General features: G+C 65.7%; 24 protein-coding genes and 1 tRNA gene. 9 read left to right on the plus strand and 16 right to left on the minus strand.

All coding sequences use genetic code 11. The features are described 5' to 3' along the window. Positions 1 to 906 (minus strand): TauD/TfdA family dioxygenase, encoded by a 906-nt coding sequence (locus E3U47_RS00335; protein WP_134688958.1) that lies wholly within the window; start codon positions 904 to 906, stop codon positions 1 to 3. Between the two features lie 27 nt (positions 907 to 933). Next, positions 934 to 1974, minus strand: coding sequence for an ABC transporter substrate-binding protein (locus E3U47_RS00340; RefSeq protein WP_134688959.1), 1041 nt, complete (start codon positions 1972 to 1974; stop codon positions 934 to 936). A gap of 299 nt (positions 1975 to 2273) precedes the next feature. Between E3U47_RS00340 and E3U47_RS00345 the strand changes: the two genes are divergently transcribed. The 5 genes from E3U47_RS00345 (at position 2274) to E3U47_RS00365 (ending at position 7348) form a co-directional block, all read left to right on the plus strand. Next, complete coding sequence (locus tag E3U47_RS00345) at positions 2274 to 3857, plus strand: ABC transporter permease (protein WP_134688960.1); 1584 nt, start codon at positions 2274 to 2276, stop codon at positions 3855 to 3857. Beyond that, positions 3854 to 4717 carry an ABC transporter ATP-binding protein gene (locus tag E3U47_RS00350; protein WP_134688961.1) on the plus strand — a complete coding sequence of 288 codons (864 nt, stop codon included), beginning with the start codon at positions 3854 to 3856 and terminating at the stop codon, positions 4715 to 4717. The genes E3U47_RS00345 and E3U47_RS00350 overlap by 4 nt, the downstream gene beginning before the upstream one ends. Positions 4718 to 4802: 85 nt before the next feature. Continuing rightward, positions 4803 to 4879 (plus strand) — tRNA-Arg (locus tag E3U47_RS00355). A gap of 159 nt (positions 4880 to 5038) precedes the next feature. Beyond that, on the plus strand, positions 5039 to 6769 hold the full coding sequence (locus E3U47_RS00360; protein WP_134688962.1) for a dipeptidase: 1731 nt from the start codon (positions 5039 to 5041) through the stop codon (positions 6767 to 6769). A 141-nt stretch (positions 6770 to 6910) separates the two neighbouring features. After that, on the plus strand, positions 6911 to 7348 hold the full coding sequence (locus E3U47_RS00365; protein ID WP_134688963.1) for a CBS domain-containing protein: 438 nt from the start codon (positions 6911 to 6913) through the stop codon (positions 7346 to 7348). A gap of 6 nt (positions 7349 to 7354) precedes the next feature. On the opposite strand, the gene E3U47_RS00370 is transcribed toward E3U47_RS00365, so the two are convergent. The 3 genes from E3U47_RS00370 to E3U47_RS00380 form a co-directional block, all read right to left on the minus strand. After that, positions 7355 to 7993 (minus strand): NADH:ubiquinone oxidoreductase subunit N, encoded by a 639-nt coding sequence (locus E3U47_RS00370; protein ID WP_134688964.1) that lies wholly within the window; start codon positions 7991 to 7993, stop codon positions 7355 to 7357. Positions 7994 to 8063: 70 nt separating this feature from the next. Beyond that, positions 8064 to 8306, minus strand: a complete 243-nt coding sequence (locus tag E3U47_RS00375) for a DUF2789 domain-containing protein (protein ID WP_134688965.1) — start codon at positions 8304 to 8306, stop codon at positions 8064 to 8066. A 60-nt stretch (positions 8307 to 8366) separates the two neighbouring features. Beyond that, positions 8367 to 8825 (minus strand): aminoacyl-tRNA deacylase, encoded by a 459-nt coding sequence (locus E3U47_RS00380; RefSeq protein WP_134688966.1) that lies wholly within the window; start codon positions 8823 to 8825, stop codon positions 8367 to 8369. Between the two features lie 96 nt (positions 8826 to 8921). Between E3U47_RS00380 and E3U47_RS00385 the strand changes: the two genes are divergently transcribed. Both E3U47_RS00385 and E3U47_RS00390 read left to right on the plus strand, forming a co-directional pair. Continuing rightward, positions 8922 to 10265, plus strand: coding sequence for a nodulation protein NfeD (locus tag E3U47_RS00385; protein WP_134688967.1), 1344 nt, complete (start codon positions 8922 to 8924; stop codon positions 10263 to 10265). 3 nt (positions 10266 to 10268) lie between these two features. Then, positions 10269 to 11021 (plus strand): slipin family protein, encoded by a 753-nt coding sequence (locus tag E3U47_RS00390; RefSeq protein ID WP_134688968.1) that lies wholly within the window; start codon positions 10269 to 10271, stop codon positions 11019 to 11021. Between the two features lie 89 nt (positions 11022 to 11110). Here the strand turns inward: E3U47_RS00390 and E3U47_RS00395 are convergent, their stop codons facing one another. The 3 genes from E3U47_RS00395 to E3U47_RS00405 form a co-directional block, all read right to left on the minus strand. Beyond that, positions 11111 to 11743 carry a LysE family transporter gene (locus tag E3U47_RS00395; protein ID WP_134688969.1) on the minus strand — a complete coding sequence of 211 codons (633 nt, stop codon included), beginning with the start codon at positions 11741 to 11743 and terminating at the stop codon, positions 11111 to 11113. 86 nt (positions 11744 to 11829) lie between these two features. Continuing rightward, positions 11830 to 12417, minus strand: a complete 588-nt coding sequence (locus E3U47_RS00400) for a mechanosensitive ion channel family protein (protein WP_134688970.1) — start codon at positions 12415 to 12417, stop codon at positions 11830 to 11832. Next, complete coding sequence (locus tag E3U47_RS00405; protein ID WP_134688971.1) at positions 12417 to 14327, minus strand: ATP-binding cassette domain-containing protein; 1911 nt, start codon at positions 14325 to 14327, stop codon at positions 12417 to 12419. The genes E3U47_RS00400 and E3U47_RS00405 overlap by 1 nt, the downstream gene beginning before the upstream one ends. Positions 14328 to 14377: 50 nt before the next feature. Between E3U47_RS00405 and E3U47_RS00410 the strand changes: the two genes are divergently transcribed. Continuing rightward, positions 14378 to 14857 (plus strand): TIGR02444 family protein, encoded by a 480-nt coding sequence (locus tag E3U47_RS00410; RefSeq protein WP_134688972.1) that lies wholly within the window; start codon positions 14378 to 14380, stop codon positions 14855 to 14857. Here E3U47_RS00410 and E3U47_RS00415 read toward each other — a convergent pair. After that, on the minus strand, positions 14833 to 15831 hold the full coding sequence (locus tag E3U47_RS00415) for an AlgP family protein (protein WP_134688973.1): 999 nt from the start codon (positions 15829 to 15831) through the stop codon (positions 14833 to 14835). The two genes, E3U47_RS00410 and E3U47_RS00415, sit on opposite strands and share 25 nt — an antisense overlap. Before the next feature lie 224 nt (positions 15832 to 16055). Here E3U47_RS00415 and E3U47_RS00420 point away from each other — a divergent pair, with 224 nt between their 5' ends. Then, complete coding sequence (locus E3U47_RS00420; RefSeq protein WP_134688974.1) at positions 16056 to 16721, plus strand: FKBP-type peptidyl-prolyl cis-trans isomerase; 666 nt, start codon at positions 16056 to 16058, stop codon at positions 16719 to 16721. A gap of 1 nt (position 16722) precedes the next feature. On the opposite strand, the gene rsd is transcribed toward E3U47_RS00420, so the two are convergent. The 7 genes from rsd to E3U47_RS00450 form a co-directional block, all read right to left on the minus strand. After that, complete coding sequence (rsd, locus tag E3U47_RS00425; RefSeq protein ID WP_134688975.1) at positions 16723 to 17193, minus strand: sigma D regulator; 471 nt, start codon at positions 17191 to 17193, stop codon at positions 16723 to 16725. Between the two features lie 230 nt (positions 17194 to 17423). Continuing rightward, positions 17424 to 17930, minus strand: coding sequence for a disulfide bond formation protein B (locus E3U47_RS00430; RefSeq protein WP_134688976.1), 507 nt, complete (start codon positions 17928 to 17930; stop codon positions 17424 to 17426). A gap of 282 nt (positions 17931 to 18212) precedes the next feature. After that, positions 18213 to 19451 (minus strand): heme biosynthesis HemY N-terminal domain-containing protein, encoded by a 1239-nt coding sequence (locus E3U47_RS00435; RefSeq protein WP_134688977.1) that lies wholly within the window; start codon positions 19449 to 19451, stop codon positions 18213 to 18215. Continuing rightward, positions 19448 to 20548, minus strand: a complete 1101-nt coding sequence (locus tag E3U47_RS25155) for a uroporphyrinogen-III C-methyltransferase (RefSeq protein ID WP_256660208.1) — start codon at positions 20546 to 20548, stop codon at positions 19448 to 19450. The genes E3U47_RS00435 and E3U47_RS25155 overlap by 4 nt, the downstream gene beginning before the upstream one ends. Positions 20549 to 20593: 45 nt before the next feature. Beyond that, complete coding sequence (locus tag E3U47_RS25160) at positions 20594 to 21361, minus strand: uroporphyrinogen-III synthase (protein WP_256660209.1); 768 nt, start codon at positions 21359 to 21361, stop codon at positions 20594 to 20596. Then, positions 21358 to 22299 (minus strand): hydroxymethylbilane synthase, encoded by a 942-nt coding sequence (gene hemC, locus E3U47_RS00445; protein ID WP_134688978.1) that lies wholly within the window; start codon positions 22297 to 22299, stop codon positions 21358 to 21360. The genes E3U47_RS25160 and hemC overlap by 4 nt, the downstream gene beginning before the upstream one ends. A 137-nt stretch (positions 22300 to 22436) precedes the next feature. Continuing rightward, on the minus strand, positions 22437 to 23186 hold the full coding sequence (locus E3U47_RS00450) for a LytTR family DNA-binding domain-containing protein (protein WP_134688979.1): 750 nt from the start codon (positions 23184 to 23186) through the stop codon (positions 22437 to 22439). Positions 23187 to 23205: the final 19 nt, after the last annotated feature.

The raw sequence follows: 23205 nt of genomic DNA on the forward strand, positions 1-23205 counted from the left end.
TCAGCCCTTGCGCGTGGTCCGGCTCGGTTGCCCATCCACCCCCACCGGCACCTCGCCAGCCAGGGTAACGCGGCGCACGACGCGCGGCTGTGTACCGTAGTCATCCACCGCATAGTGCTGCGTTGCGCGGTTGTCCCAGATCGCCACGTCCCCGGCCTGCCAGCGCCAGCGCACGGTGTTTTCCAGGCGTGTCACATGCCCCTGCAGTACCGCGAACAGATGCTGCGAGTCGGCCAGCGAATAGCCCTTGATGCGTTTGACGAAATGCCCAAGTTGCAGCACGCGCTCGCCACTGACCGGATGCACGCGCACCACCGGGTGCTCGGTCTCGTACACCGTCGAAGTGAACACCTTGCGGTAGCGCTCCAGCTTGGCCGGATCGACATCCGGTTTCACGCTGGCGTAGTCGTACTCGTTGCTGTGCACCGCCCAAAGCTGGTCGGCCAGGGTACGCAGCGGTTCGGGCAGTTCCTGGTAGGCCGCGGCGGTGTTGGCCCACACCGTGTCGCCACCGGAGGCCGGGGCCACCACGCTGCGCAGGATCGAAGCCTTGGGGTAGGCATCGACGAAGGTCACGTCGGTGTGCCAGGAGTTGGCCCGCTGCCCCTCGGCGCCATCGAGCTGGAGCAGGTAGCTGGTGCCGTCGACCACGGGCACCGTGGGGTGGGCGATGGGGTCGCCGAGCCGCTGGGCGAAGGCTTCCTGGCCGACGTCGTCCAGATGCTCCTGGCCTCGGAAGAAGATCACCTTGTACTGCACCAGCGCCGCCTGGATGGCATCGACGGTTGCCGGGTCGAGGTCGGCGGACAGCTTGATACCGCGAATCTCGGCGCCAATGCGCCCGGCAACGGGGTGGATGTCGAGTTCGAGGGTTTGCGGCGCGGTGGCCAATGCGGCGTTGCTCATGGTCGTGCTCCTCAGGGTTGTGTCGGGTCAGCGGGCGGCCTGGACGGCTTGGTCCTGTTGCAGGGCGTGATCGATGAAGCGTGGCTCGACCCAGTCGGCCACCTGGAAGCCGCGGCGGATCAGGCGCTCCTTGGCGGCCAGGTCGACGCCCTGTTGCAGCAGGGCGACGAAGCCAGCGTCCAGGCGTGGGTCGAAGTACTCGGCAAGATTTTCCTCGGCCAGGTCGTCGCGCAGGATCGACTTCGGCCAGTTGGCGGTATTGGCCACGAGGTCCACATAGGCCTCGCGGTTACGCTCGTCGCGCAGCCACTTCGCCGCCTGTTCCTGGGCATTGACCAGGCGCTGCACCAGGTCGGGGTGCTGGCGAATGAACGCGCCGGTGCCGAGCAGCACCGCTTGAGTACTGCCGGCACCCTGCAGGTTGCGTGAGTTGACCGGCAACTCGACCAGGCCCCGCTCGCGCAGCGACAGCAGGTTGGACAGGCCCCAGGTGGCGTCGATCTGCTTGGCGGCCAGGGCGGCATTGGCGGCGTTGAAGTCGAGGTTGATCACTTTCAGTTCACGCTCGGACAGCCCCTGGCTGGCCAGGGCACTGGCAAACGACAGCTGGTTGGCGGTGCCGCGGAACACTGCCACGCGCTTGCCCTTGAGATCCTGCAGGCTGTGGATGCCCGAGCCCGGGACTACGCCGAGGTAGCTCTTCACACCGCGCACCCCTGCCGACAGCACGCGGGTGTCGAGGCCGCTGGCCTTGCCGATGATCGCGGCCAGGTCGCCCAGGTAGGCGAAGTCTGCCTGGCCGTTGGCCAGGGCCTCGTTGACCACGGGGCCTGCGCCCTTGAAGAAGCGCCAGTCGATGCGGATGCCGTCCTTGGCAAACTCTTTCTCCAGCAGTTGCTGGTCGCGCAGCACATCCACCACGCCGCCGGCGCTGGGCTTGCTGCCGGCGCTGAGGTCGGGCACGGCGATACGGATCACATCCGGCTGGGCGGCATGCGCGGCCACGGGCACGGCACTCAACAAGGCGGCGAGCAACGGGCTGAGCAGGTGGCGGAAGGTGGTTTTCATGGCAAGGCTCCTTGGCAGGCTGCCACCGGCGATGGCCGGCGCTATGGGCCAGAAGCTAGGCAGGTCCGGTTAGATCCTACAAAGATCAAAACTTCATTTTTTAGTAACCAGAAGACATAACCCAGGCGCCATGCGGGCCTGCGACGAGCTTGCAGGAAACGCATGGAAAATATGAGGAAAACGCAACGGGACGGGGCTTTCGCATGCACCGGCCGCATGCTCTTATCTCTTGAATGCAATTTATGTGAATTTTTAATTCCATAAATGAATAAACAAGGAACGGTTTGGGAGATGCCCCGATGAGCGAAGTCTTGAGCGCAAGTCCGCGGCGCCTGTGGGGGCCGCTACGCGGCCCTTTCGCGACACAAGGCCGCTCCTACCTGCCGTGGATCGTGCCGTTGGCGGTGGCGGCCTTGTGGGTCGTCGCCAGCCGTGAGCACTGGATGAGCGAACAGATCCTGCCCGCCCCCGCGCTGGTCTGGCAGAGTGCGCTGGAGTTCGGCTCCGGCGAACTCTGGGGTCACCTGTGGATAAGTCTGCAGCGCCTGATCTGGGGGCTGTTGGCAGGAATCGCCAGCGGCCTGCTGCTGGGCACCTGGCTGGGCGGGTCGCGACGGGCGCAGACTCTGGTGCTGCCCACCTTCGTTGCCCTGGCGCAAATCCCAACCCTGGCCTGGATCCCGCTGTTCATGCTGTTCTTCGGCATCGGCGAGCTACTTAAGCTGGTGGTGCTGGTCAAGGCGGTGGTGGTGCCGGTAACGCTACATACCCTGGTCGGGGTGCGCGACGCCCAGCCCAAGCTGCGCGAGGCCGCCGCTGTCCTGCGCCTGCGCCCTCACCTGCTGTTCCTGCGCCTGTTGCTGCCTGCCGCGCTACCGGCTTTTCTCGCCGGTGTGCGGCTGGCCCTGGCCACTGGCTGGACCTCGCTGCTGGCTGTGGAACTGCTGGCCTCCAGCGAAGGCATCGGCTACCTGATGGTCTGGGGGCGGCAGTTGTTCATGCTCGACCTGGTGTTCCTCTGCATCCTGCTGATCGGCCTGGTCGGCGCACTGATGGAGCGCGGCTTCTCGCGCCTGGAACGCAGCCTGTTGCACTGGCCGCAACCGGCCACTGGCGAGCAGTTGCGCGGCCAGGTGCCACGCGGCTGGCAAAGCCTGCTGCTGCCTGCGGGGCTGTTGCTGCTGTGGCAGGCCGCCAACAGCCTTGGCTGGGTCGATGCCAACATCCTCTCTTCACCGCTGGATGTGCTGCGCAGCCTGTACGCAGGCCTGCTCGACGGTTCGTTACCCGAGGCCCTGCGTCTGAGCCTGCAACGCACCCTGGCCGGTCTATTGGTCGGCGGTGGCGCGGGGTTCGCCTTGGGCCTGCTGCTGGGCCTGTCAGCCAACGCCGAGCGCCTGCTCGGCCCAAGCCTGTCGGCGTTGCGCCAGGTGGCGCTGTTCGCCTGGGTGCCACTGCTGACCGCCTGGTTCGGCCTGGGTGAAGGCGCCAAGCTGGTGTTCGTCGCACTGGCGGCGTTCTTCCCGATGCTGATCGCCACCCAACGCGGCATCGCCAGCCTTGCGCCACAGCTGGGCGAGGCGGCGCAGGCCCTGCGCCTGGACCTGGTGCACCGGCTGCGTCTGCTGGTGCTGCCCGGCGCCGCGCCGGCGATCTTCGCCGGGCTGCGCCTGGCGCTGATCTACGCCTGGCTCGGCACCATCGGCGCCGAGTACTTCATGCCTTCGGACGGCGGCATCGCCAGCCTGATGATCGGCGCCCAGCAATTGTTCCGCATGGACCAGGTGATGGCCGCCATGGTCCTCATCGGCCTGGTCGGCGCCCTGCTCGGCCACCTCGGCCAACGCCTCGAATCGCGCGCCACGCGCTGGAGATCCGCATGAATGCCTTCATCACCCCGGCCCTGCACGCGGCCAACCAAGCTGATGCCACACCGCCGCTGGTCAGTTTCGAGAAAGTCGGCAAGACCTTCAGCGTCGACGGCCAGCCGTTCGAAGCCATTCGCGACTTCGACCTGTCGATCAACGAGGGCGAGTTCATCGCCATCGTCGGCTCGTCCGGCTGCGGCAAGTCCACCCTGCTGCGCCTGCTGGTGGGGCTGGACACCGACTACAGCGGCAGTATCCAGGTCGACGGGCAGCCCGTGCGCGGCATTGGCGGCGAGCGCGGCATCGTGTTCCAGGAGCACCGTCTGTTCCCCTGGCTGAACGTGGAACAGAACATCGGCCTGGGCCTGGTGAACGAGCACCTGAGCCAGGGCGAGCGCGCCCGGCGCGTGCATGAGTTCGTGCAGTTGGTGGGCCTGGTCGGTTTCGAGTCGGCCTATCCACACCAGCTGTCTGGCGGCATGGCGCAACGGGTGGCGATCGCCCGGGGGCTTGTGGCCAGCCCGCGGATCCTGCTGCTGGACGAGCCGTTTGGCGCGCTCGACGCCCTGACCCGCCAGCAGTTGCAGGATGAGCTGCTGGCCATTCGCAAGCGCTCGGGTATTACCATCCTGCTGGTCACCCACGACGCCGAGGAAGCGACCTACCTGGCCGACCGGGTAGTGGTGCTGGAGCCGCGACCGGGGCGAATCAAGGCGGTGGTGGAGATCGCGTTGCCACATCCGCGCCAACGCACCGGGGTGGCCCTGCATGGGTTGCGCGAGAAAGTGCTGCACCAGATCACCGGCGCCGAGGGTTACTTGAAGCCCAGCGTGCAGCGCGTGGAGGGCTTGCGACCGGAACTGATCGCCCTGTGACCAGGCGGCCCGCGCCCCGGGGAAAAACATCCGCAGATCAAGACCATGGACGCCACCGATACACATGGGTATCATGCGGCCCGTTGCACTCGTAGCTCAGCTGGATAGAGTACTGCCCTCCGAAGGCAGGGGTCGTGGGTTCGAATCCCGCCGAGTGCGCCATCTTCAAAAAGCCCTGGGGCATTGCCCCGGGGCTTTTTCGTTTGTGCGTGACTGCACAGTGCCACCTCTCCCGCGAGAGGGGTCATTGGTGTTAGCGTGGGCACTTCCCGTTTGCGTAAACGGGCACCTTCCCCCACTTGCAAAGGAATGCGCACGCCCATGCCATTTACCAAGCTTTCCGCCGCCTCCGTGCTGCTGGCCAGCGCGGCCATGTTCGCGATCCCGGCCCAGGCCAACCTCACCCAGCAACAGTCCGCCGCCATCGTCAAGGCCTACGACGGCAGCAACCCGGCCGACTTCAAGCAGTTCCTCGGCAAGCTGGCCGGCAGCGACCTGGCCAAGGCCGACAAACTCGACGCGACCCTCAAGGCCTACCTGGCCGGCAAGTCGCTGACCGCCGAGCAGCAGGACGAGATCAACCGCCTGCTGGGCCTGTACACCCGTATCAAGTACGCCAAGGCCGCCACCGAGACCCTGCGCGAACTGGTGGCGATCCCTACCGTGCGCAAGGAGGGCGTGCCGCAGCACGAGAACCCGGAATTCCACAAGATCGCCGACAAGATCAAGGCCCTGGCCGAGGGCTTCGGCTTGCAGTTCCGCAACATCGACAACCGCGTCTACGAAATCACCCTGGGCGAAGGCAAGGAAGTGATCGGCATCCATGCCCACGCCGACGTGGTACCGGTCAATCCGGACAACTGGAAGCTCAAGGACGGCACCAAGCTGGACCCGTTCAAGGTCACCCTGGTAGGCGATCGCATGTACGGCCGCGGCACCGAGGACGACAAGAACGGCATCGTCGTCGCGCTGTACGCGCTGAAAGTGGCCAAGGACGAGAAGCTGCCCCTGGCCCGCCAGTTCAAGCTGCTGGTGGACACCACCGAGGAAACCACCGGCGACGCCATTCCTTACTACTTCGAACGCAACGCCACCCCCGACTACAACCTGGCGCTGGACGGCGGCTACCCGGTGGTGATCGCCGAGAAGGGCTACGGCACCGTGATGGCCACCTTCACCAAACGCGCAGGCACAGGCAAAGGTGCCGAGGTGGTGGGCCTGACCGGTGGCCTGGCCACCAACCAGATCCCCGGCAGCTCGGTGGCAACCTTGCTTGGCGACAAACCGGCAGACCTGGCCAAGGCCCTGGAAAAAGCCGGCGCCGAGTACGTCAAGCAGCACGGTGGCGACTTCAGCATCGACGCCAAGGCCGATGGCAAGCAGGTGCTGCTGACCGTCACCGGCGTGTCGGCGCACTCCTCCGAGCCGGAGTCCGGGGTCAACCCGGTGGCGCGCATGCTCGATTTCCTCAATGGCGTGCAAAAGCAGGTACCGCTCAAGCACAACCACATCACCGACGCGGCCCGCTACGCGGCCGACAACTGGGGGCTGGACTACCTGGGCAACACCCTTGGCGTCGGCTTCAAGGACGGCTTCATGGGCCCGCTGACCACCTCGCTGACCTTTGTCGGCCTGGATGACAAGGCCCTCAAGCTGGCGGTGAACCTGCGCATTCCCAAGGGCAAGCCGTTGGAAACCCTCAAGACCGAGATCTCCGACAAGCTCGGTGCCTGGGCGCGCAACAGCCACACTTCGGTGGCCTTCGACTACAGCCTCGACGAGCCGATGTACCGCAACCCGGAAGGCGAGTGGGTCAAGGCGCTGCTGGCGGTGGCTAGCGAGAACCTGGGCATGAAGCACGAGTTCGGCACCTCCGCCGGCGCCACCTCGGTGCATGACCTGCCCAATGGCGTGCAGTTCGGCCTGGCCATGCCGGATGTGAAGTACACCGGGCACAACGACAACGAGTTCAAGACCGTGGAGCAGTTCATGCTCGACCTGCAGGTGGTCAGCGAGATGGTCGCGCGCCTCGGGCAGATGCCGAAACTCTGAGATCCGGGGGCCGCTTGACGGCCCCTCACCCCATGACGTTTTTCAATCACCTCGATGCCGTTTCCGGCATTGCCGTGCAGAGCGCCGTGCCGGATGCTTTATTTACTCCGACACGTCGCGTTTCCATTCACCGAGGCCCGTATGAAGAACGTCGAACAAATCCTCAAAGCCAAAGCCCAGCACCACAGCGTCTACACCATCGGCCCTGACGACTCGGTGCTGGATGCCTTGAAGCTGCTGGCGGAGAAGAACGTCGGCGCGCTGCCGGTGGTGGAGAACGACCAGGTGGTGGGCATCGTCAGCGAACGCGACTACGCCCGCAAGCTGGTGCTCAAGGGTCGCTCCTCGGCAGCCACGCCAGTGCGCGAGATCATGAGCTCGCCGGTGGTCACCGTGGAGCCCAAGCACAACCTCGAGTACTGCATGAACCTGATGACCAATCGCCACCTGCGCCACCTGCCTGTGGTGGACAACGGCAAACTGCTCGGGCTGTTGTCGATCGGCGACCTGGTCAAGGAAACCATCGCCGAACAAGCCAACCTGATCCTGCAATTGGAGCAGTACATTCGTGGCGAATGACCCTGCTCAGTGATAGGCGCGCTCCAGCTCGTCCAGCTGATGGTCGAAGCTGCGCAGGCGCGCCGACCAGGTGTACACCAGCACTTCCAGGTCGCGATTGAGCACGGCGGTATTACCGCCGTCACGCGCGGGAGCGTCGCACAGGTCAAGCTGATAGCGCTCGCGGGCCATGGCCGTGGCCACGCTGGACAGGTCGCGGGCGTTGGCCAGCCAGTGATGATGGTGGTCATGGATTTCCCGGTCAAGCTCGCGGCACTGGCGCTTGAGGGCATCCAGGCTCTGCTCCAGGGGCGTGCCCTTGAGTTCGCCCATGACCTCTTCGAAGGTGCGCCCGGAGTGCCAGTAGCTGCCCCAGAAATAGCGGTCGAACACCGTTTCGACCCGGCGCAAGGCAACCTTGGTGTTCCAGATGGTCAGCAACGTTCGCCCCTGGGCCACTTCCCGCCGGTTCAGGTGCAACTGCTGCCAGGCGATCCAAACCAGGCCGCAGAGCGCCACCGCCCCGGTCACGGCGGCGGCGGCATAGAGAAACTGCACGGCATGATTCATCGTGTGGGTGTGCCGGATACCGTAGAAGTAGCCGGCGCTCAGGGTGCCCAGGATCGTCACGGTGCACCAGAAGCCTGGTGCGTAGGGATCTTTCATTGCGCCATCCCCTGTTGTTTTCCCTGAGCATAGCAACGGCCCGATCACCCATCAGGTGCCGCTCGGCGCTTTATTTGCGGGGGCGACGCAAGGCTTCGTTGAGTTGGTCGAACAGCTCCGCCCAATCGGCATCCTCATTGATGCTGTCTCTGAGGAAGGCGCGTTGGGCGTCGTTCCAGAACGGCGCATCCACCAGTTTCACATCTCCCTTGAGCGGGGAATGGCTGGTGATGAACTGGTCGATGCCCTGGGCATCATCGGCCAGGCCCAGTTGCTTGAACAGCTCGGAAAACTTGTGGATCGGCGCTTCCATGATTCACTCCTTTGGCCAGGCCAGTCGTCCACGACGCCAGCCCGGCATGGGTTGCGAGCATCAGCTCAATTCGCGCACTTCGGCGTGCGGCACCAGCTTCAAGTATTGCTCCATGCTCATGTGGATAAGGTGATCGTGGTCACCTGCCTCGAAATAGACATCGCCCTGGCGGGTAAGACTCCGGTCGAGCAGCATCGGAATATCATAGGCGCTGCCCAGCGCCGGGACAGCCCCGCGCTCGCAATCGCCGAACAGGCTTGGCAGGTTGCTCTCACGGGTCAGTTGCCAGGCACCGGTCATGCGCACCTCGGTCATGTCCAGGTGCCGGTTTGCCGGCAGCACAGCCATGATGTAGTTGCCATGGCGGTCGTCGAGCATCACTGACTTGGCGACCCGCTCGGCGGGTACCCCGGCCGTGCGCGCCGACTCCAGGCTGGTGGCCGAATGGGGATGGGGAATGATGTCGTAGTCGCAGTTGGCCTGGTCCAGGCGCTGCTGCAGGGTCTTGGCCATACGCATGTTGCACCTCCGGTTTAGCCCCCACCCTGAAGTTTAGGCCGTGCCCCGGCAGGCACGGCTAAACTTCAGGAACAGGTCCGCACGAGGTGACGACAGGTGATCGCTCACGGCTGGCGTGTGTTGCTGTTGCTGCTGATGCTTGGCCTGGCGCCGGGCGGGCAGGCCGCGCCCGCCGGCAGCGTCTGGCTGCTCAGTGTCGACGACGCCATCGGCCCGGCCAGCGCCGACTACCTGCTGCGCGGCCTGGAGCAGGCACGCGAGCAGCAGGCGCAACTGGTGGTGATCCGCCTCGACACCCCCGGCGGGCTGGACAGCGCCATGCGCCAGATCATCAAGGCCATCCTCGCCAGCCCCGTGCCGGTGGCCACCTACGTCGCCCCGGGTGGCGCCAGGGCGGCTAGCGCTGGCACCTACATACTCTATGCCAGTCACGTCGCGGCCATGGCACCGGGGACCAACCTCGGCGCCGCGACGCCAGTCCAGATCGGCGCCCCCGGCAAAGATGACCAACCCGCCACGAACAGCGAAGAAGGCACGCTGGCACGTAAACAGGTCAATGACGCCGCCGCCTACATCCGCGGCCTGGCCCAGCTGCGCGGGCGCAACGCCGACTGGGCGGAGAAGGCCGTGCGCGAGGCCGTCAGCCTGTCAGCCAGCGAAGCCCAGCGGTTAAAGGTAATCGACCTGGTCGCCGCTGACCTTCCCGACCTGCTGCGCCAGCTCGATGGCAAGTCACTGCTCGTCGCGGGCCAGCCCGTGCAACTGCTCACCCATGCGGCCAGCGTGACCGAACACCTGCCAGACTGGCGCACCCGCCTGCTCGCAGTGATCACCAACCCCAGCGTGGCGCTGATCCTGATCATGATCGGCGTGTACGGCCTGTTGTTCGAATTCATGAACCCGGGCTCCGGGGTCGGCGGCGTGGTCGGTGGCATCTGCCTGCTGCTGGCGCTGTATGCCCTGCAACTGTTGCCGGTGAGCCATGCCGGGGTGGCGTTGATCCTGCTCGGGGTGGCGTTCATGGTCGCCGAGGCTTTCCTGCCCAGCTTCGGCGTGGTCGGCTTCGGCGGTATCGTCGCCTTCGTCGTCGGGGCGGTGATCCTGATGGACACCGACGCCCCCGGCTTCGGCATTCCGCTGGCGCTGATCATCAGCCTGGCGGTGCTCTCGGCGCTGTTGCTCGGCGGCGTGCTGGGCATGGCACTGAAGGCGCGGCGGCGCGCCTTGGTCAGCGGTGATGCCGGATTGCTGGGCAGCCTGGTCACGGTGACGCAGGTGCGCACCGACAACCCGTTCTGCGGCTCGGTACAGGCCCAGGGCGAACAATGGCAGGTGCAGTGCGCGACACCGCTGCAACCTGGCCAGCACGTGCGGGTGACGGCCCGTCATGGCGTGACCCTGGAGGTCAGCGCCACTGCGCCCACGGCGCAAGGAGAATAGACGATGTTCATGCAATTCGGTTTCAGCGCCGTGCTGGTGCTGCTGGCCATACTGCTGCTCTCGGCGCTGCGCATCCTGCGCGAGTACGAGCGCGGCGTGGTGTTCCAGCTCGGGCGCTTCTGGCAGGTCAAGGGCCCGGGGCTGATCATCCTGATCCCCGGCATCCAGCAGATGGTCCGTGTCGACCTGCGCACCGTGGTGCTCGATGTGCCGCCCCAGGACGTGATCACCCGCGACAACGTCTCGGTCAAGGTCAACGCGGTGCTGTACTTTCGCGTGCTCGACCCACAGAAGGCGATCATCCAGGTCGAGGACTTCCTCACTGCCACCAGCCAGCTGGCCCAGACCACCCTGCGCGCCGTGCTCGGCAAGCACGAGCTGGACGAACTGCTGGCCGAGCGCGAGCAGTTGAACATGGACATTCGTGAAGTGCTGGATGCGCAGACTGACGCCTGGGGCATCAAGGTGGCCAACGTCGAGATCAAGCATGTCGACCTCAACGAGTCGATGGTCCGCGCCATCGCCCGCCAGGCCGAGGCCGAGCGCGAACGGCGGGCCAAGGTGATCCATGCCGAGGGCGAGTTGCAGGCCTCGGAAAAGCTGATGCAGGCCGCGCAGATGCTGGGCAAGGAACCTGGAGCGATGCAACTGCGCTACATGCAGACGCTGGGCAGTATCGCCGGGGACAAGAGCTCGACCATCGTCTTCCCGTTGCCGCTGGACCTGCTCAGGGGGTTGGTGGACAAACAACGTTGAGGCCACACGATCCCCTGTAGGAGCCAGCTTGCTGGCGAACAGGGCCATTCGCCAGCAAGCTGGCTCCTACAGGAGGAACAGTATGAAGTTCAGATCGGTGCCCGACGCAGGGTGGCCAGGAAGGTCGCGGCACCGATGAACAGCCCGGCAAAGGTGCGGTTCAAGCGCTTCTGCTGCTTCGGCGTACGCAACAGGCGCAGCACCCGCGAAGCCAGGCCGGTGTAACCCGCCATCACCAGCATGTCGACGCTGATCATGGTCACGGTGATCGCCACGTACTGGGGCAGCAACGCCTGGTGCGGGTTGATGAACTGCGGCAGCACCGCAAGCATGAACACCAGCGCCTTGGGGTTGCTGACGTTGACCAGGAAACCACGGAACACCAGGCTCAGCGGCTTGCCGATCGGCCGCACGCCGGACTCGTCGCTCATGTCCATCGGCAGCGCGCGCCACTGTTTGTAGGCGAGGTAGACCAGGTAGGCAACGCCGAACCACTTGATGACCTGGAAGGCCGTGGCCGAGGCGGCGAGGATAGCGCCCACACCGGCGGCAATGATGGCGATCTGCACGATCAGGCCTAGCTGCAGGCCCAGGGCGTTCCAGTAGCCACGCCAAAAACCGTACTGCAGCCCACTGGACATCGAGGCGATTGCCCCGGCGCCCGGCGACAGGCTGATCACCCAGCACGCGGCAAAGAACGCCAACCACGTTTCCATCGACATCGCACACCTCGCTCGAACAACTTTTGCAAAACGTTAAGCTACGGCGATGGCGAAAAAATAACCAGCGGTTTTTGCGCTTGCAACGATCAGTCGTCGAGGGCCGGTGAGTCCTGCAGCATGACCGCCGCCTCGGCCCCACGCCAGCGGCGCACGGCCTTCTGGAAGAACTGGCTGTTGGGCACCTGCACCAGCGCGCCACCGGCCTCTGGTGTTTCCATCAGCGTGGTGTACAGCAGGTTGATGGCGATCACCCGGCCCTTCACCCCCGGCTTGTCGAGGGTATCGACCAGCTCGACCACATCGCCGATACGAAACGGCCCGACGGTGAAGATCAACACCGCGCACAGCAGGTTGGACAGCACGCTCCAGATAGCGAAGAACGCCACCGCCGCCACCGCGACGAAACCCGACAGCGCGGTCCACAGCACCGTGGCCGAGACGCCCAGGCGCTCGAGCACGAACAGCAGCGCGCTGCCCATGATCAGCCAGCGCAGGGCGCCGCGCACCGGCACCATCAGCTCGTGCGGCAACGGGTAGCGTTCGCCCAGGCTTCTCAACCCGCGAGCGACCATGCGCTGCAGGACGAACGCTGCGATCAGGATCAGCAGAATCTGCAACCCCAGCCACATCGAGTCCATCCATTGCCCCGGCAACAGCGAGCGCAGCTCCTCCATCAGGACAGCGCCTCGAGTTCGGCCTGCATGCTTTCCAGCGTTTCCAAGGCTTCCATCCAGGCTTCCTCAAGCTCGCCTTCGCGTTGCTTGAGCTTGGTCTGGCGGGCCAGCAGGTCGCGCAGCTCATCCTTGCGCGAGGCCTCGTACAACCCGCTGTCGCCAAGGGCGGTCTCGATCTCGGCCAGTTGCTGGTGCACTTGGTTGAGCTCGGCCTCGAGTTTGTCGGCGGCCTTCTTGTGCGGCGCCAACTGCTGACGCAGGGCGGCGGCGGCCTGGCGCTGGGCTTTCTTGTCGGTTTTGTCCGGGTTGACCGAAGTAGTGGTGACCGGCGCGTTGCGCTGACGGTACTCGATCAGCCAGCGGCTGTAATCGTCGAGGTCGCCGTCGAAGGTGTCGACCTTACCCTCGGCCACCAGCAGGAAATCGTCGGTGGTGCTCTTGAGCAGGTGACGGTCGTGGGACACCACCACCACTGCACCGGCGAACTCCTGCAGGGCCATGGTCAACGCCAGGCGCATCTCCAGATCGAGGTGGTTGGTCGGCTCGTCCAGCAGCAGCAGGTTAGGCCGTTCCCAGGCAATCAGCGCCAGGGCCAGGCGAGCCTTTTCGCCGCCAGAGAAGTTGACCACCGGCTCGTCGACGCGATTACCGTGGAAGTCGAAGCCACCAAGGAAGTCACGCAGGGTCTGCTCTCGCTCGCTCTGCGCGATGCGCTGCAAGTGCAGCAGCGGGCTGGCCTTGTCGTCCAGCGAATCGAGCTGGTGCTGGGCGAAGTAGCCGACGGCGAGGTTCTCGCCGCGCACCAGGCGCCCGGAGAGCGGCTGCAACTCGCCGGCGAGGTTCTTGATCAGGGTCGACTTGCCCGCGCCGTTGGGGCCGAGCAGGCCGATGCGCGCACCGGGCGCCAGTTGCAGCTTGACCTTCTCGAGGATCGCCTTGTCGCCGTAACCCAGGCGGCCTTCGGCGAGATCGAGCAGCGGGCTGGAGATTTTCTCCGACTCGCGGAAGACGAAGTCGAATGGCGAGTCGACATGGGCCGCCGATAGCTCCTCCATGCGCTCCAGGGCCTTGATCCGGCTTTGCGCCTGGCGCGCCTTGGTGGCCTGGGCCTTGAAGCGGGCGATGTACTTTTCCATGTGCGCGCGCTGCGCCTGCTGCTTCTCGTACGCCTGCTGCTGCTGTGCCAGGCGTTCGGCGCGGGTGCGCTCGAAGGCGCTGTAGCCGCCCTTGTAGAGATTGAGCTTGCGCTGCTCGACATGCAGCACATGGTCGACCACGGCATCGAGGAAGTCGCGGTCGTGGGAGATCAGCAACAGCGTGCCCGGGTAGCCCTTGAGCCAGTCCTCGAGCCAGAGGATGGCATCGAGGTCCAGGTGGTTGGTGGGCTCGTCGAGCAGCAGCAGGTCGGACGGGCACATCAAGGCCTGCGCCAGGTTCAGACGCATTCGCCAGCCACCGGAGAAGTCGCCGACCCGGCGGTCCATCTGCTCGTTGCTGAAACCAAGGCCCGCCAGCAGCTTGCGCGCGCGGGCATCGGCGGTGTAGCCGTCGGCGCTGTCCAGCTCACTGTGCAGGCGAGCCAGGGCGGTGCCGTCGTGGGCCTGCTCGGCGGCGGCGAGTTCGGCCTGAACCTTGCGCAGGCGCACATCGCCGTCGAGCACGTAGTCCACGGCGATACGCTCGAGTGTGTCGACCTCCTGGCGCATGTGGGCGATGCGCCAGTCACCGGGCAGCTGGCAGTCGCCGGCATCGGGCGACAGCTCACCGCGCAGCAGGGCGAACAGGCTGGATTTGCCGGCGCCGTTGGCGCCGATCAGGCCGGCCTTGTGACCGGTGTGCAGGGTCATCTCAGCGCCTTCTAGCAGGCGCTGTGGACCACGCTGTAAAGTGAGGTTCGATAGTCTGATCATGATGGTCGCGGAGTCTACCAGCTTCGCCGACCCCTGGCGCGAGTGAAACCATGCACACCGACCTGTGGAATCACGCCCTGACCCTGTACGCCCGACCGGGTGTCGAAGCGGCCAGCCTGGCCCTTCAGGAACTGGGCGGCGATGTCTGCCTGTTGCTCTGCGCCACCTGGCTGCAGGCCCGTGGCGTGGCCGCCGACGAGCAACGAACGGCCGCCTTGCAGGCCTTGGCCGGCCCCTGGCAACGCGACGTGGTTGCGCCGCTGCGCACGCTACGCCAGCAGTGGCGCGAGCACGCGCTGGCCGACCCGCGGTTGAGCGTGTTGCGTGAACAGGTCAAGGACCTGGAACTACAGGCTGAGCGCGCCTTGCTGGAACGCCTGGAGGCGCTGGCGCGGGAATGGCCTGCGACAGCGGACGCTGGGCAGGATTGGCTGGCCCGACTGGCGCCGGACCAGGCCCGGAACCACGACGCGCTGCATCAGCTGCGCGTCGCGGCCCGTGAGCTTCAGGACGCCGAAGTCGGCGACTGAGCCGGGGTGGCAGTTGCTGCTGGCGCTGCCACGCTGGTTGCCGACGCCGGGGAGGCGCCGTTGGCCGCAGTGGCAGGTTTGCTGTCAGCGGGTTTGCTGGCAACCGGCTTGGCGGCGGCGGGCCTGGACCGCGTCCTGGCGGCAGCAGGCTTGGCGGCCGGTTTGGCTGGCGCTTTGGTGGCAGCAGGTTTGGTCGCCGCAGCTTTCACCGGAGCCTTGGCAGCTGGCTTGGCCGCGGGTTTGACCGCTGCGGTTTTCGCCGGGGCCTTGGCGGCGGCAGGCTTGGCAGCGGCTGGTTTAGCCGCTGGCTTGGCGGCGGGTTTGGCTGCGGCGGTTTTCGCCGGCGCCTTGGCAGCGACAGGCTTGGTCGCAGCGGCTCTGGCCGGGGCCTTGGCAGCGGCAGGCTTGGCGGCGGCAGTTCTGGCCGGGGCCTTGGCCGCAGCGGGTTTAGCCGCTGGCTTGGCAGCAGCAGCCCGAGCCGGCGCCTTGGCGGCTGGCTTGCCAGCTGGTTTTGCTGCCGGTTTGGCCGCGGTGGTTTTCGCCGCAGGCTTGGCGGCGGCTTTCGGTGCTGCCGCACGCGAGTCCAGTGCCTTGGCCGCGGCCTCGCGCACCTTGCCGACACCCTGGGCCAGTTTCAGGCTTTCCTGGGCATCGCGCTTGAGTTGCTGAATATAAGTGCGGGTCTGGGTCTGGCGATCCTTGAGCGAGTCGAGCAAATCTTCAAGTTCGCCCGCGGCTTTTTTCGCCTTGCCCTGCGCCTTGGCTTTACCCGCCTTGGCCGCGTCCTGCAACTTCAAGCGGGCGTTGTGCAGTTTCTCCTGCGCCTTGCCACGTTGTTTTTCCAACTTGGCCAATAGTTTCTCGGCATCCGCCAGCGCTTGGGAGCAGGCATCTTCCAAATGTTCGAGCAGGCTGCCCGAAAGTTGCTGGAGCAGGTGCAACGGCGTACTTACTGGCTTCTTTTTGGCCGACATGGTTTACCTCCTGGCTGACGAGAGTGCGGCTCATACTATGCTTCTGCTGCTACCGCCGCTAGGGCATGTTGACCGTCTCGGTAGCGCCGCGTTGCATGCCTGGGCAAAGTTGTTGTCTTGCAGCTGCAAGCAAGTGTAGTTGCCCGTTAATGTGTTGCCGATATTTACACATCTTTCAGCGACAAGGCTGGCATACTTCGCGCTCATTGCCGCAGGAGTCTTCCATGCATCGCTCTCTGATTTTCGGCCTGTGCCTGGTGCCTGCGCTGTGCCTGGCCAGCACCGATAACCCACCCGCCAATGACGCTGACCTGGCCTACAGCCTGGGTAGCAGTCTGGGCGAACGGCTGCGCCAGGAAGTGCCTGGGCTACAGCTCGAGGCCCTGGTGGAGGGCCTGCGCCAGGCGTATCAAGGTGAGCCACCGCGTATCGCCAAGTCGCGCATGCAGGCCATCCTCGCGCAGCATGAAGAACAGGCCAATGCCGCCGCCGAACAGGCGCAGGTGAACAAGCTACTGACCGAGGAGAAACGCTTCCTCGCCGGCGAACGCGCCCGCAACGGCGTCCACGAGCTGGCCGACGGCATTCTCTACAGCGAGCTGGCCAGCGGCACGGGCGCCCAGCCCAAGGCCAGCGGCAGGGTGCAGGTACGCTATGTGGGACGCCTGCCGGACGGCACGGTGTTCGACCAGAACCTGCAACCGCAATGGTTCAAGCTCGACTCGGTGATCGAAGGCTGGCAGGTGGCGTTGCCGAAGATGAAGGCCGGGGCGAAATGGCGCTTGGTGGTGCCATCGGCCAAAGCCTATGGCGCCGACGGGGCGGGCGACCTGATCGCGCCCTATACCCCTCTGGTGTTCGAAATCGAGCTGCTGGACGTGGCCGACTGAATCAGGCCTGCACCGCGTCTTCTTGCTTGTGGGCGTTGTGCAACACCTCGATCAGGCAATCTTCCAGTTCGAAGCGCTCGTGCAGCAGGCCGCCGAGCTTGGCCAGCTTCTCGGCAAAACGCTCGGTATCCCTGCACTCGCCTTTCTCGCAATGATCATTGAAAGCCAGGGCGATCTGGGTGCTGTCATCGATGCGTGGGTTGATCTGCTTTGCCAGTTCCAACGCACCGGTATCACCAAATGCCTTGGCTTCACTGACCAATTGCTCGCTGACTTCGAAATGCCAGGCCGAGACATAGTCCACCAGCACCGCGCAGAAATCGCGGTTCTTCTCTTTGTCGGCAAACGCCGGCTTTGCATCGCGCAGGGCGCGGAAGGCTTGCACCAGGTCCTGGCGCTCCTCCAGCCAACGATCGATCAGCTTGTGAACTCCGCCCCAGCGTTCCTGGGCGTTCTGGCAACTATCGAGCATGGCAATCTCATCCCTTCTGGGTGGATGCCGCTGCACCTCGCGACACAATACCGTGGCACAAAGGTGACATCAGCAAACGGCATCGAGCAGTTGTATTTTCGGTGGGCGTGCTGGGAGATTATGCCCGCGCGACCTGCCCATCAAGGTACGCAGCAGACAAAGTTCATACAAGCGTTTAATCCCTTTCGCCTGCACCACTGGTCGAACAACGCCACGGGCATTGCCCTGGGTCAACGCAGCGCGCCCTTGCGGAATCGATACGCCACCAGCCAGGACGCGGGCAGCGCGGCCAGCAGCAAAAAGGCCAGCAGGCTCCATTCGGGCAAGGTCAGGTCGAGGAAGCTCCAACTGATGGAGACGCAATCGGGACTGCCCAACACGAACATGCGCAGGATCTCGCCCAGGGGCCGCTGCATGAGCTGCTCCAGCGGCAGGTGGCAACCGGCGATGGGCGATGGGTCGCTCTGCAGCCAGACATGCCGCCCCGCCAGCAACGCCCCGGCCACGGCGGTGGCCAGGGTCAGCCAGGCATAGCCGCGCTTGGCCCATGAGCGGGGGGCGTGCAGCAACGCCGCCAGGCTGGCCAAGGCATACAGGCCGAGCATCAGACGCTGACTGAAACACAGCGCGCAGGGAATCAGGCCAACCACCGATTCGAGCCGGAACGAGGCGACCAGCACCCCCAGGGCAATCAGGAAGGCGGGAAGGTAAAAGCTGCGCAAGCAGGCCAGCGACATGGGCAAGGGGTGTCCGCGAGTCAGGGAGGATGGTGAAAACGGTAGAGGAAAGGTGCGCTTTGTATCAAGGCGCTACAGCGGGGACAAGTCGCTGAATGGGCTCAGAATTGATTCTGTGGCAGGCAGGAAAGTTCTGACAAGGAGGCAGATGCAGTCAACAGCACGGCATTAGCGCGTTGGAAACGTGCGCCAAGGGCATCAGCCTTGCCGGCGAACACCGGCAAAGCGGCGCCTGGTTCGCCAGCAAGGCTGGCTCCTACAAGAAGTGCGAACGGCGGGCGGTCAGGCCCGCACGCCTTCCGGCAAGGGCAAGGCCAGCAGGCGCTCGTCCAACAACCCAAGGCCTTCCTGGAACAGCTGGTTGCTGCGCTCCGTTTCGCCCAGCCCGGCCAACAACCGCGCCAGCTCCGCACAGGCCTCCGGGTTGCGCTCCAGGCGCAGGCTGCTCTCCAGGTAGTCGCGTGCCTTGCCCCACAGACGGTTCTGCAAACTCAGGCGCCCCAGGGTCAACAACAGGCTTGGGTCTTGCGGGTGTTCTTTGAGCCAACCCTCGGCAACCTGCAACTGGCGCGCCGGGTCATCGCCGCGCACCAGGCCATACAAACGCGCCAGATGGCTTTCGTAGCCGCGCTTGAGCGCGGCCCGCAGCACCTGTTCGGCCTCGCCTTGGGCACCGCTCTGACGCAATTGCTCGGCATACGCCGACACCAGCTGGGGCTCTTGGCGCTGGGCCGCCGTCAGTTGCTGCCAGGCCCGCTCCAGTGCCTGGCGGGCAGTCTGCAGGTCCTCGCCACGGCTGGCCGCCAGGCCCAGGTTCTGGCCCCAGGCACGCTGCTCCAGATCTGCCAGCTCGGCCGGCGGCAGCACCTTGTGCTTGCGCAGGTCTGGCAGCAGGCGAATCAGCGCCGGCCAATCGCCGCGCTCCAGGTGCAGGCGCTGCAACAGCCGCAGCACCTGGGCATTGTGCGGGTGACGCTCCTGCATGGCCTGCAGGGCTTCGAGCGCACCGTCGTTCTCGCCACGGTCCATTTGCAACTGGGCGTGGGTCAAGGCAATGGCCAACTCGGCCTGGGGCTGGCGCTCCAGGGCGCGCTCGAGCAGATTGTCGCGGTCATCGACACGGCCCTGTTCGTTGGCCGCGCGGGCGGCGCCAAGGTAATACAGCAGGGGCTGGCGGGCGGACTCGGCGGCCCGTTGCAGATGCCGTTGAGCGCTTGCCCAGCGGCCCTCGGCCAGATCCAACTGCCCTTGCTCGACGGCGATGCGGGTCCGCCGGCTGCGATTGCGCCGCGACCATGGATTGACCACACCGCTTGAGGTCAGCACCAGACCGACCAGGTAGCGCAGCACCAACAGCAGCACCACCAACCCGGCCAATGCGCCCAGCGCGGCCCATAGCCCCGACTGGTAACGGAAACCGCCATAGGCGATCAGCACATAGCCGCTGTGCTTGGCGATGGCGATGCCCAGTGCCGCGGCGATCACGATCGCCAGCACCGCCAGCAGGTAGACACGTTTCATGGCTTGGCCCCCTCGGCGCTGACCGGCTGGTGCCGCCGCTGGATATAGGCCTGCACCGCGGCCAGGCTTTCGCTCAAGTCAGGCGTGACCACCGACACCGGTTGTTCGGCCAACTGGTTGAGGCTGTCGAGCATGGCCTTGCTCTGCGGGTTGTCCGCGTTGAAGTTGGCCAGCAGCACGCTGCGCGCATCGTCCAGGGCCTGGGCATACACCTTGGCCTCACCGTTGAGCGCCGCCCACTGGGCCTGCTCGATGGTCAGGCTCAGCGCCAGGCGCAGCTGGTTGAGCGACTGCCCGGACAGCAACGGGCGCACATTGTCGTCGGCGTTGAATTCGATCTGGAAGTACTTGGATATCTCGGCCCACCACTGCGACCAGCGGCTGGCGCCGTCGCCATCGGCCGTCAGCGCGCCCAGGGCATCGGCCTTGCCGTCGAACTCCGGCGACTGGGCACTGAGCTTCTGGACCTGCTCGCGCTGGGCGGCCAGCTTGAGGAACAGCCCGGTGCGGTCCGGCTGCTGGGTGCTGGAGAGCGTGGCCAGGCTGCGCGCCAGCTGCTCACGGGCGGCGAAGGCGCCTGGGTCGCTTTGCTCGCGGAGGATTTCATCGGCGCCTTCGACCAGCGCCCTGGCGCTGGCGATGTCCTGCAGCGCCGACAGGCGCAGGGTCGCCAGGCGCAGCAGATGCTCGGCCTCGGCCAGGCGCCACTCCTTGCGGCTTTCGCCAAGCGCGGTCTCCAGGCGCTGGCTCAGGCGCTGCTGGTCGCCCTGCAGTTGCGCCACCAGGCGCCGACGGTCTTCCAGCTCGCTGGCCGCCGGCAGGCTGGCCAGTTGCGCAGTTAGCTGCTGCTCACGCTGCTGCAAGGCGTCAGCGCGTTGATTCAAGGCTTGCAGGTGCTCGCCCTGGCCTTGCTCGCTGCCTTGCAGCTGCCGCACCTGCCAGGCGCCCCAGCCGCCAACCGCGACCCCGGCGGCGCCCAGCAGCAGCGCAAGCAGCGCCAAGCCGCTGCCGGAGCGTCGGGCGGGCGTGGCGGTAGTGGTGTTCGGCGCTTCGGACGCCTTGGGCTGTTCGGTGTTGGACAAGACAGTTTCGCTCACGTATCCATCCTTTGCAGGGTGCGCATCGCTGTGAAGCTTAGCGCCTTAAGGGGCAGGCGCAGCGGTTCGCTGCACAGCTGCCAGCAAGGCCGCGGCACTGGCGCCACGGCAATCCACAATTTCTCGAGCGCCCAGGGCGCGGGCCTGATCGGCCACACGCGGGCTGGGCACGAACAACGGCAGGCGCGACAGCCTTGGCCAATCCACGCCCGCCAACTGGCGCAGGTGTTCAAGCCCCTGCCCACTGCTGACCACCAGGCCGTTGAGGCGTTCCCCAACGATGCGCTGCACCAGGGTGCCAGGCGGATAATGCGGCAGGTTGCGCCGATACAGTTCCAGATAATCGACACTAGCACCTAGCTCGGCAAGACGCTCGGCCAGCAGTTCGCGACCTCCCTCGCCACGGACAATCACGACACGGGCTGTAGGAAAGCTGGCAGCCTCGCGCAGGGCAGGCAGGCAAAGCAAGGCCTCGCTGTCGTCACCGGCTGTAGGGAAAGTCACCAAAAGCCCACGTTGTTGCAGCACGCGTGCCGTAGCCTCGCCCACCGTGAACCACCCTGTGCGCGGCGCTGCGATGCCCGCGCGGTCCAGGGCCTCGAGCAACAGGCGCGCTGCCGGCTTGCTCACCACGATGATCGCCCGCGCCTGACTGACGGCCTGCAGGCCCAGCCGTTGCGCCGGGCCCTGTTCGAGGGCCTCGATGGTCAGCAAAGGCAAGCTCGCGCTGGCGATGCCCGCCTCTGCCAGGGTCTGCGCCAGTGCCGCGCAGTCCTCTTCGGGGCGGGTCAGCAGCAGGCGCCAGGGGCTCACGGGTGGCCGGCCTCGCCATAGACTTCCTGGAGGATCGCCGCGGCGCCCTGGCCAAGCAGGGCCTCGGCGACCTGCACCCCCAGGGCTTCGGCGCCAGCACGTGGCGCCCGGGCGTCAGCCACCAACAGCGTGCCACCGGACGGTTGCCCGACCAGGCCACGCAGCCACAGTTGATCGCCTTCGAGCACTGCGTAGCAGGCAATCGGCACCTGGCAGCCGCCATTCAGGCGCTTGTTCAGGGCACGCTCGGCGATCACCCGGTCGGCGGTGTCGACGTGGTGCAGCGGCGCCAGCAGCGCATGGATCTCGCGGTCGGCGCTGCGGCACTCGATGCCCACGGCGCCCTGGCCACCGGCCGGCAGGCTGTCGTCGACACTGATGGTGGAGGTGATGCGCTCTTCGAAGCCCAGGCGAATCAGGCCGGCGGCGGCGAGGATGATGGCGTCGTACTCGCCGGCATCGAGCTTGGCCAGGCGGGTGTTGACGTTGCCGCGCAGGAACTGGATTTTCAGGTCCGGGCGGCGTGCCAGCAACTGGGCCTGGCGACGCAGGCTGGAGGTACCGACGATGCTGCCGGCCGGCAGGGCTTCGAGGCTGGCGAAGGTGTTGGAAACAAAGGCATCGCGTGGGTCTTCACGTTCACAGATGCAGTACAGGCCCAGGCCTTCGGGGAAGTCCATGGGCACGTCCTTCATCGAGTGCACGGCGATGTCGGCCTCGTTGTCCAGCAGCGCGGTTTCCAGTTCCTTGACGAACAGGCCCTTGCCGCCGATCTTCGCCAGCGGCGCGTCGAGCAGCTTGTCGCCGCGGCTGACCATGGGCACCAGGGTCACCTGGATGCCGGGGTGGGCCTGCTCCAGGCGGGCTTTGACATATTCGGCCTGCCACAGGGCCAGGGCACTTTTACGGGTGGCAATGCGGATTTCGCGAGTGGACATGGAGCGCACCGAACCAGAGAAATACCGCCGATGATAACAGCTCCTCCCGGTGTACCCGCAGATTCAGATCAGCAAAGCGCCACGTGGAGCGAGCTTTAGCCGCCGGGCAAACCCGCTCCCAGACTGTCGAAGGTAAGTCAGTGCAGGGCCTGCATCATCTTGCGCACGCCTGCCACATGCCGCCGGCTTACCGTCAGGGCATCGCCGTCGAGCCCCTTCAGGTAAAGCTGGAAATGCCCCAACGGCGTGCGCTGCAGGCGCTCGATGCGCTCGCGGGCGACCAGCGCGTTGCGGTGGATGCGTACAAAGCGCTCGCCGAACTCGTCTTCCAGCGCCTTGAGCGGTTCGTCGAGCAGCACCTCGCCGGCCTCGTGGCGCAGGGTGACGTACTTGTGGTCGGCAATGAAATAGATCACCTGGGGCAGCGGGATCAGCTCGATGCCCTTGCGGGTACGGGCGCTGATATGGCTGCGCGGGCCACCCCCGGCGTCGCTGGCCGGGCGGGTCAAGGCCGCCAGTTGCGCCCGGTTGGGTTTCTCGGCGCGGCGCAGCGCGTCGCGCAGGGCCTGGGGCTGGATGGGTTTGTCGACATGGCTGAGGGTGCTGTCCTTGAAGGCCTGGCTGCCGTATTCGTCATCGCCGGTGCAGAACACCACCGCCGGCGGCGCTTCGCGTTCGCACAGGCGCGCGGCGACCTGCAGGCCGTCCAGGCCAGGCATGCCGATATCCAGCAGCACCACGTCGGGCTTGAGGCTTTCGATCAGCGCCAGGGCCTCCTCGCCGTTGGTGGCGCTGGGTTCCATCACGGTATAGCCCTCCAGCTCGCCGAGCAGCCGGCTCAAGCGCTCGCGGGCCTGGGGTTCATCATCAACGATCAGGACATTCATAATTGCGCTGGATTCCTGA

This window comes from Pseudomonas sp. RIT623 (assembly GCF_004519305.1).
In the GTDB taxonomy this organism is placed as follows: Bacteria; Pseudomonadota; Gammaproteobacteria; order Pseudomonadales; family Pseudomonadaceae; genus Aquipseudomonas.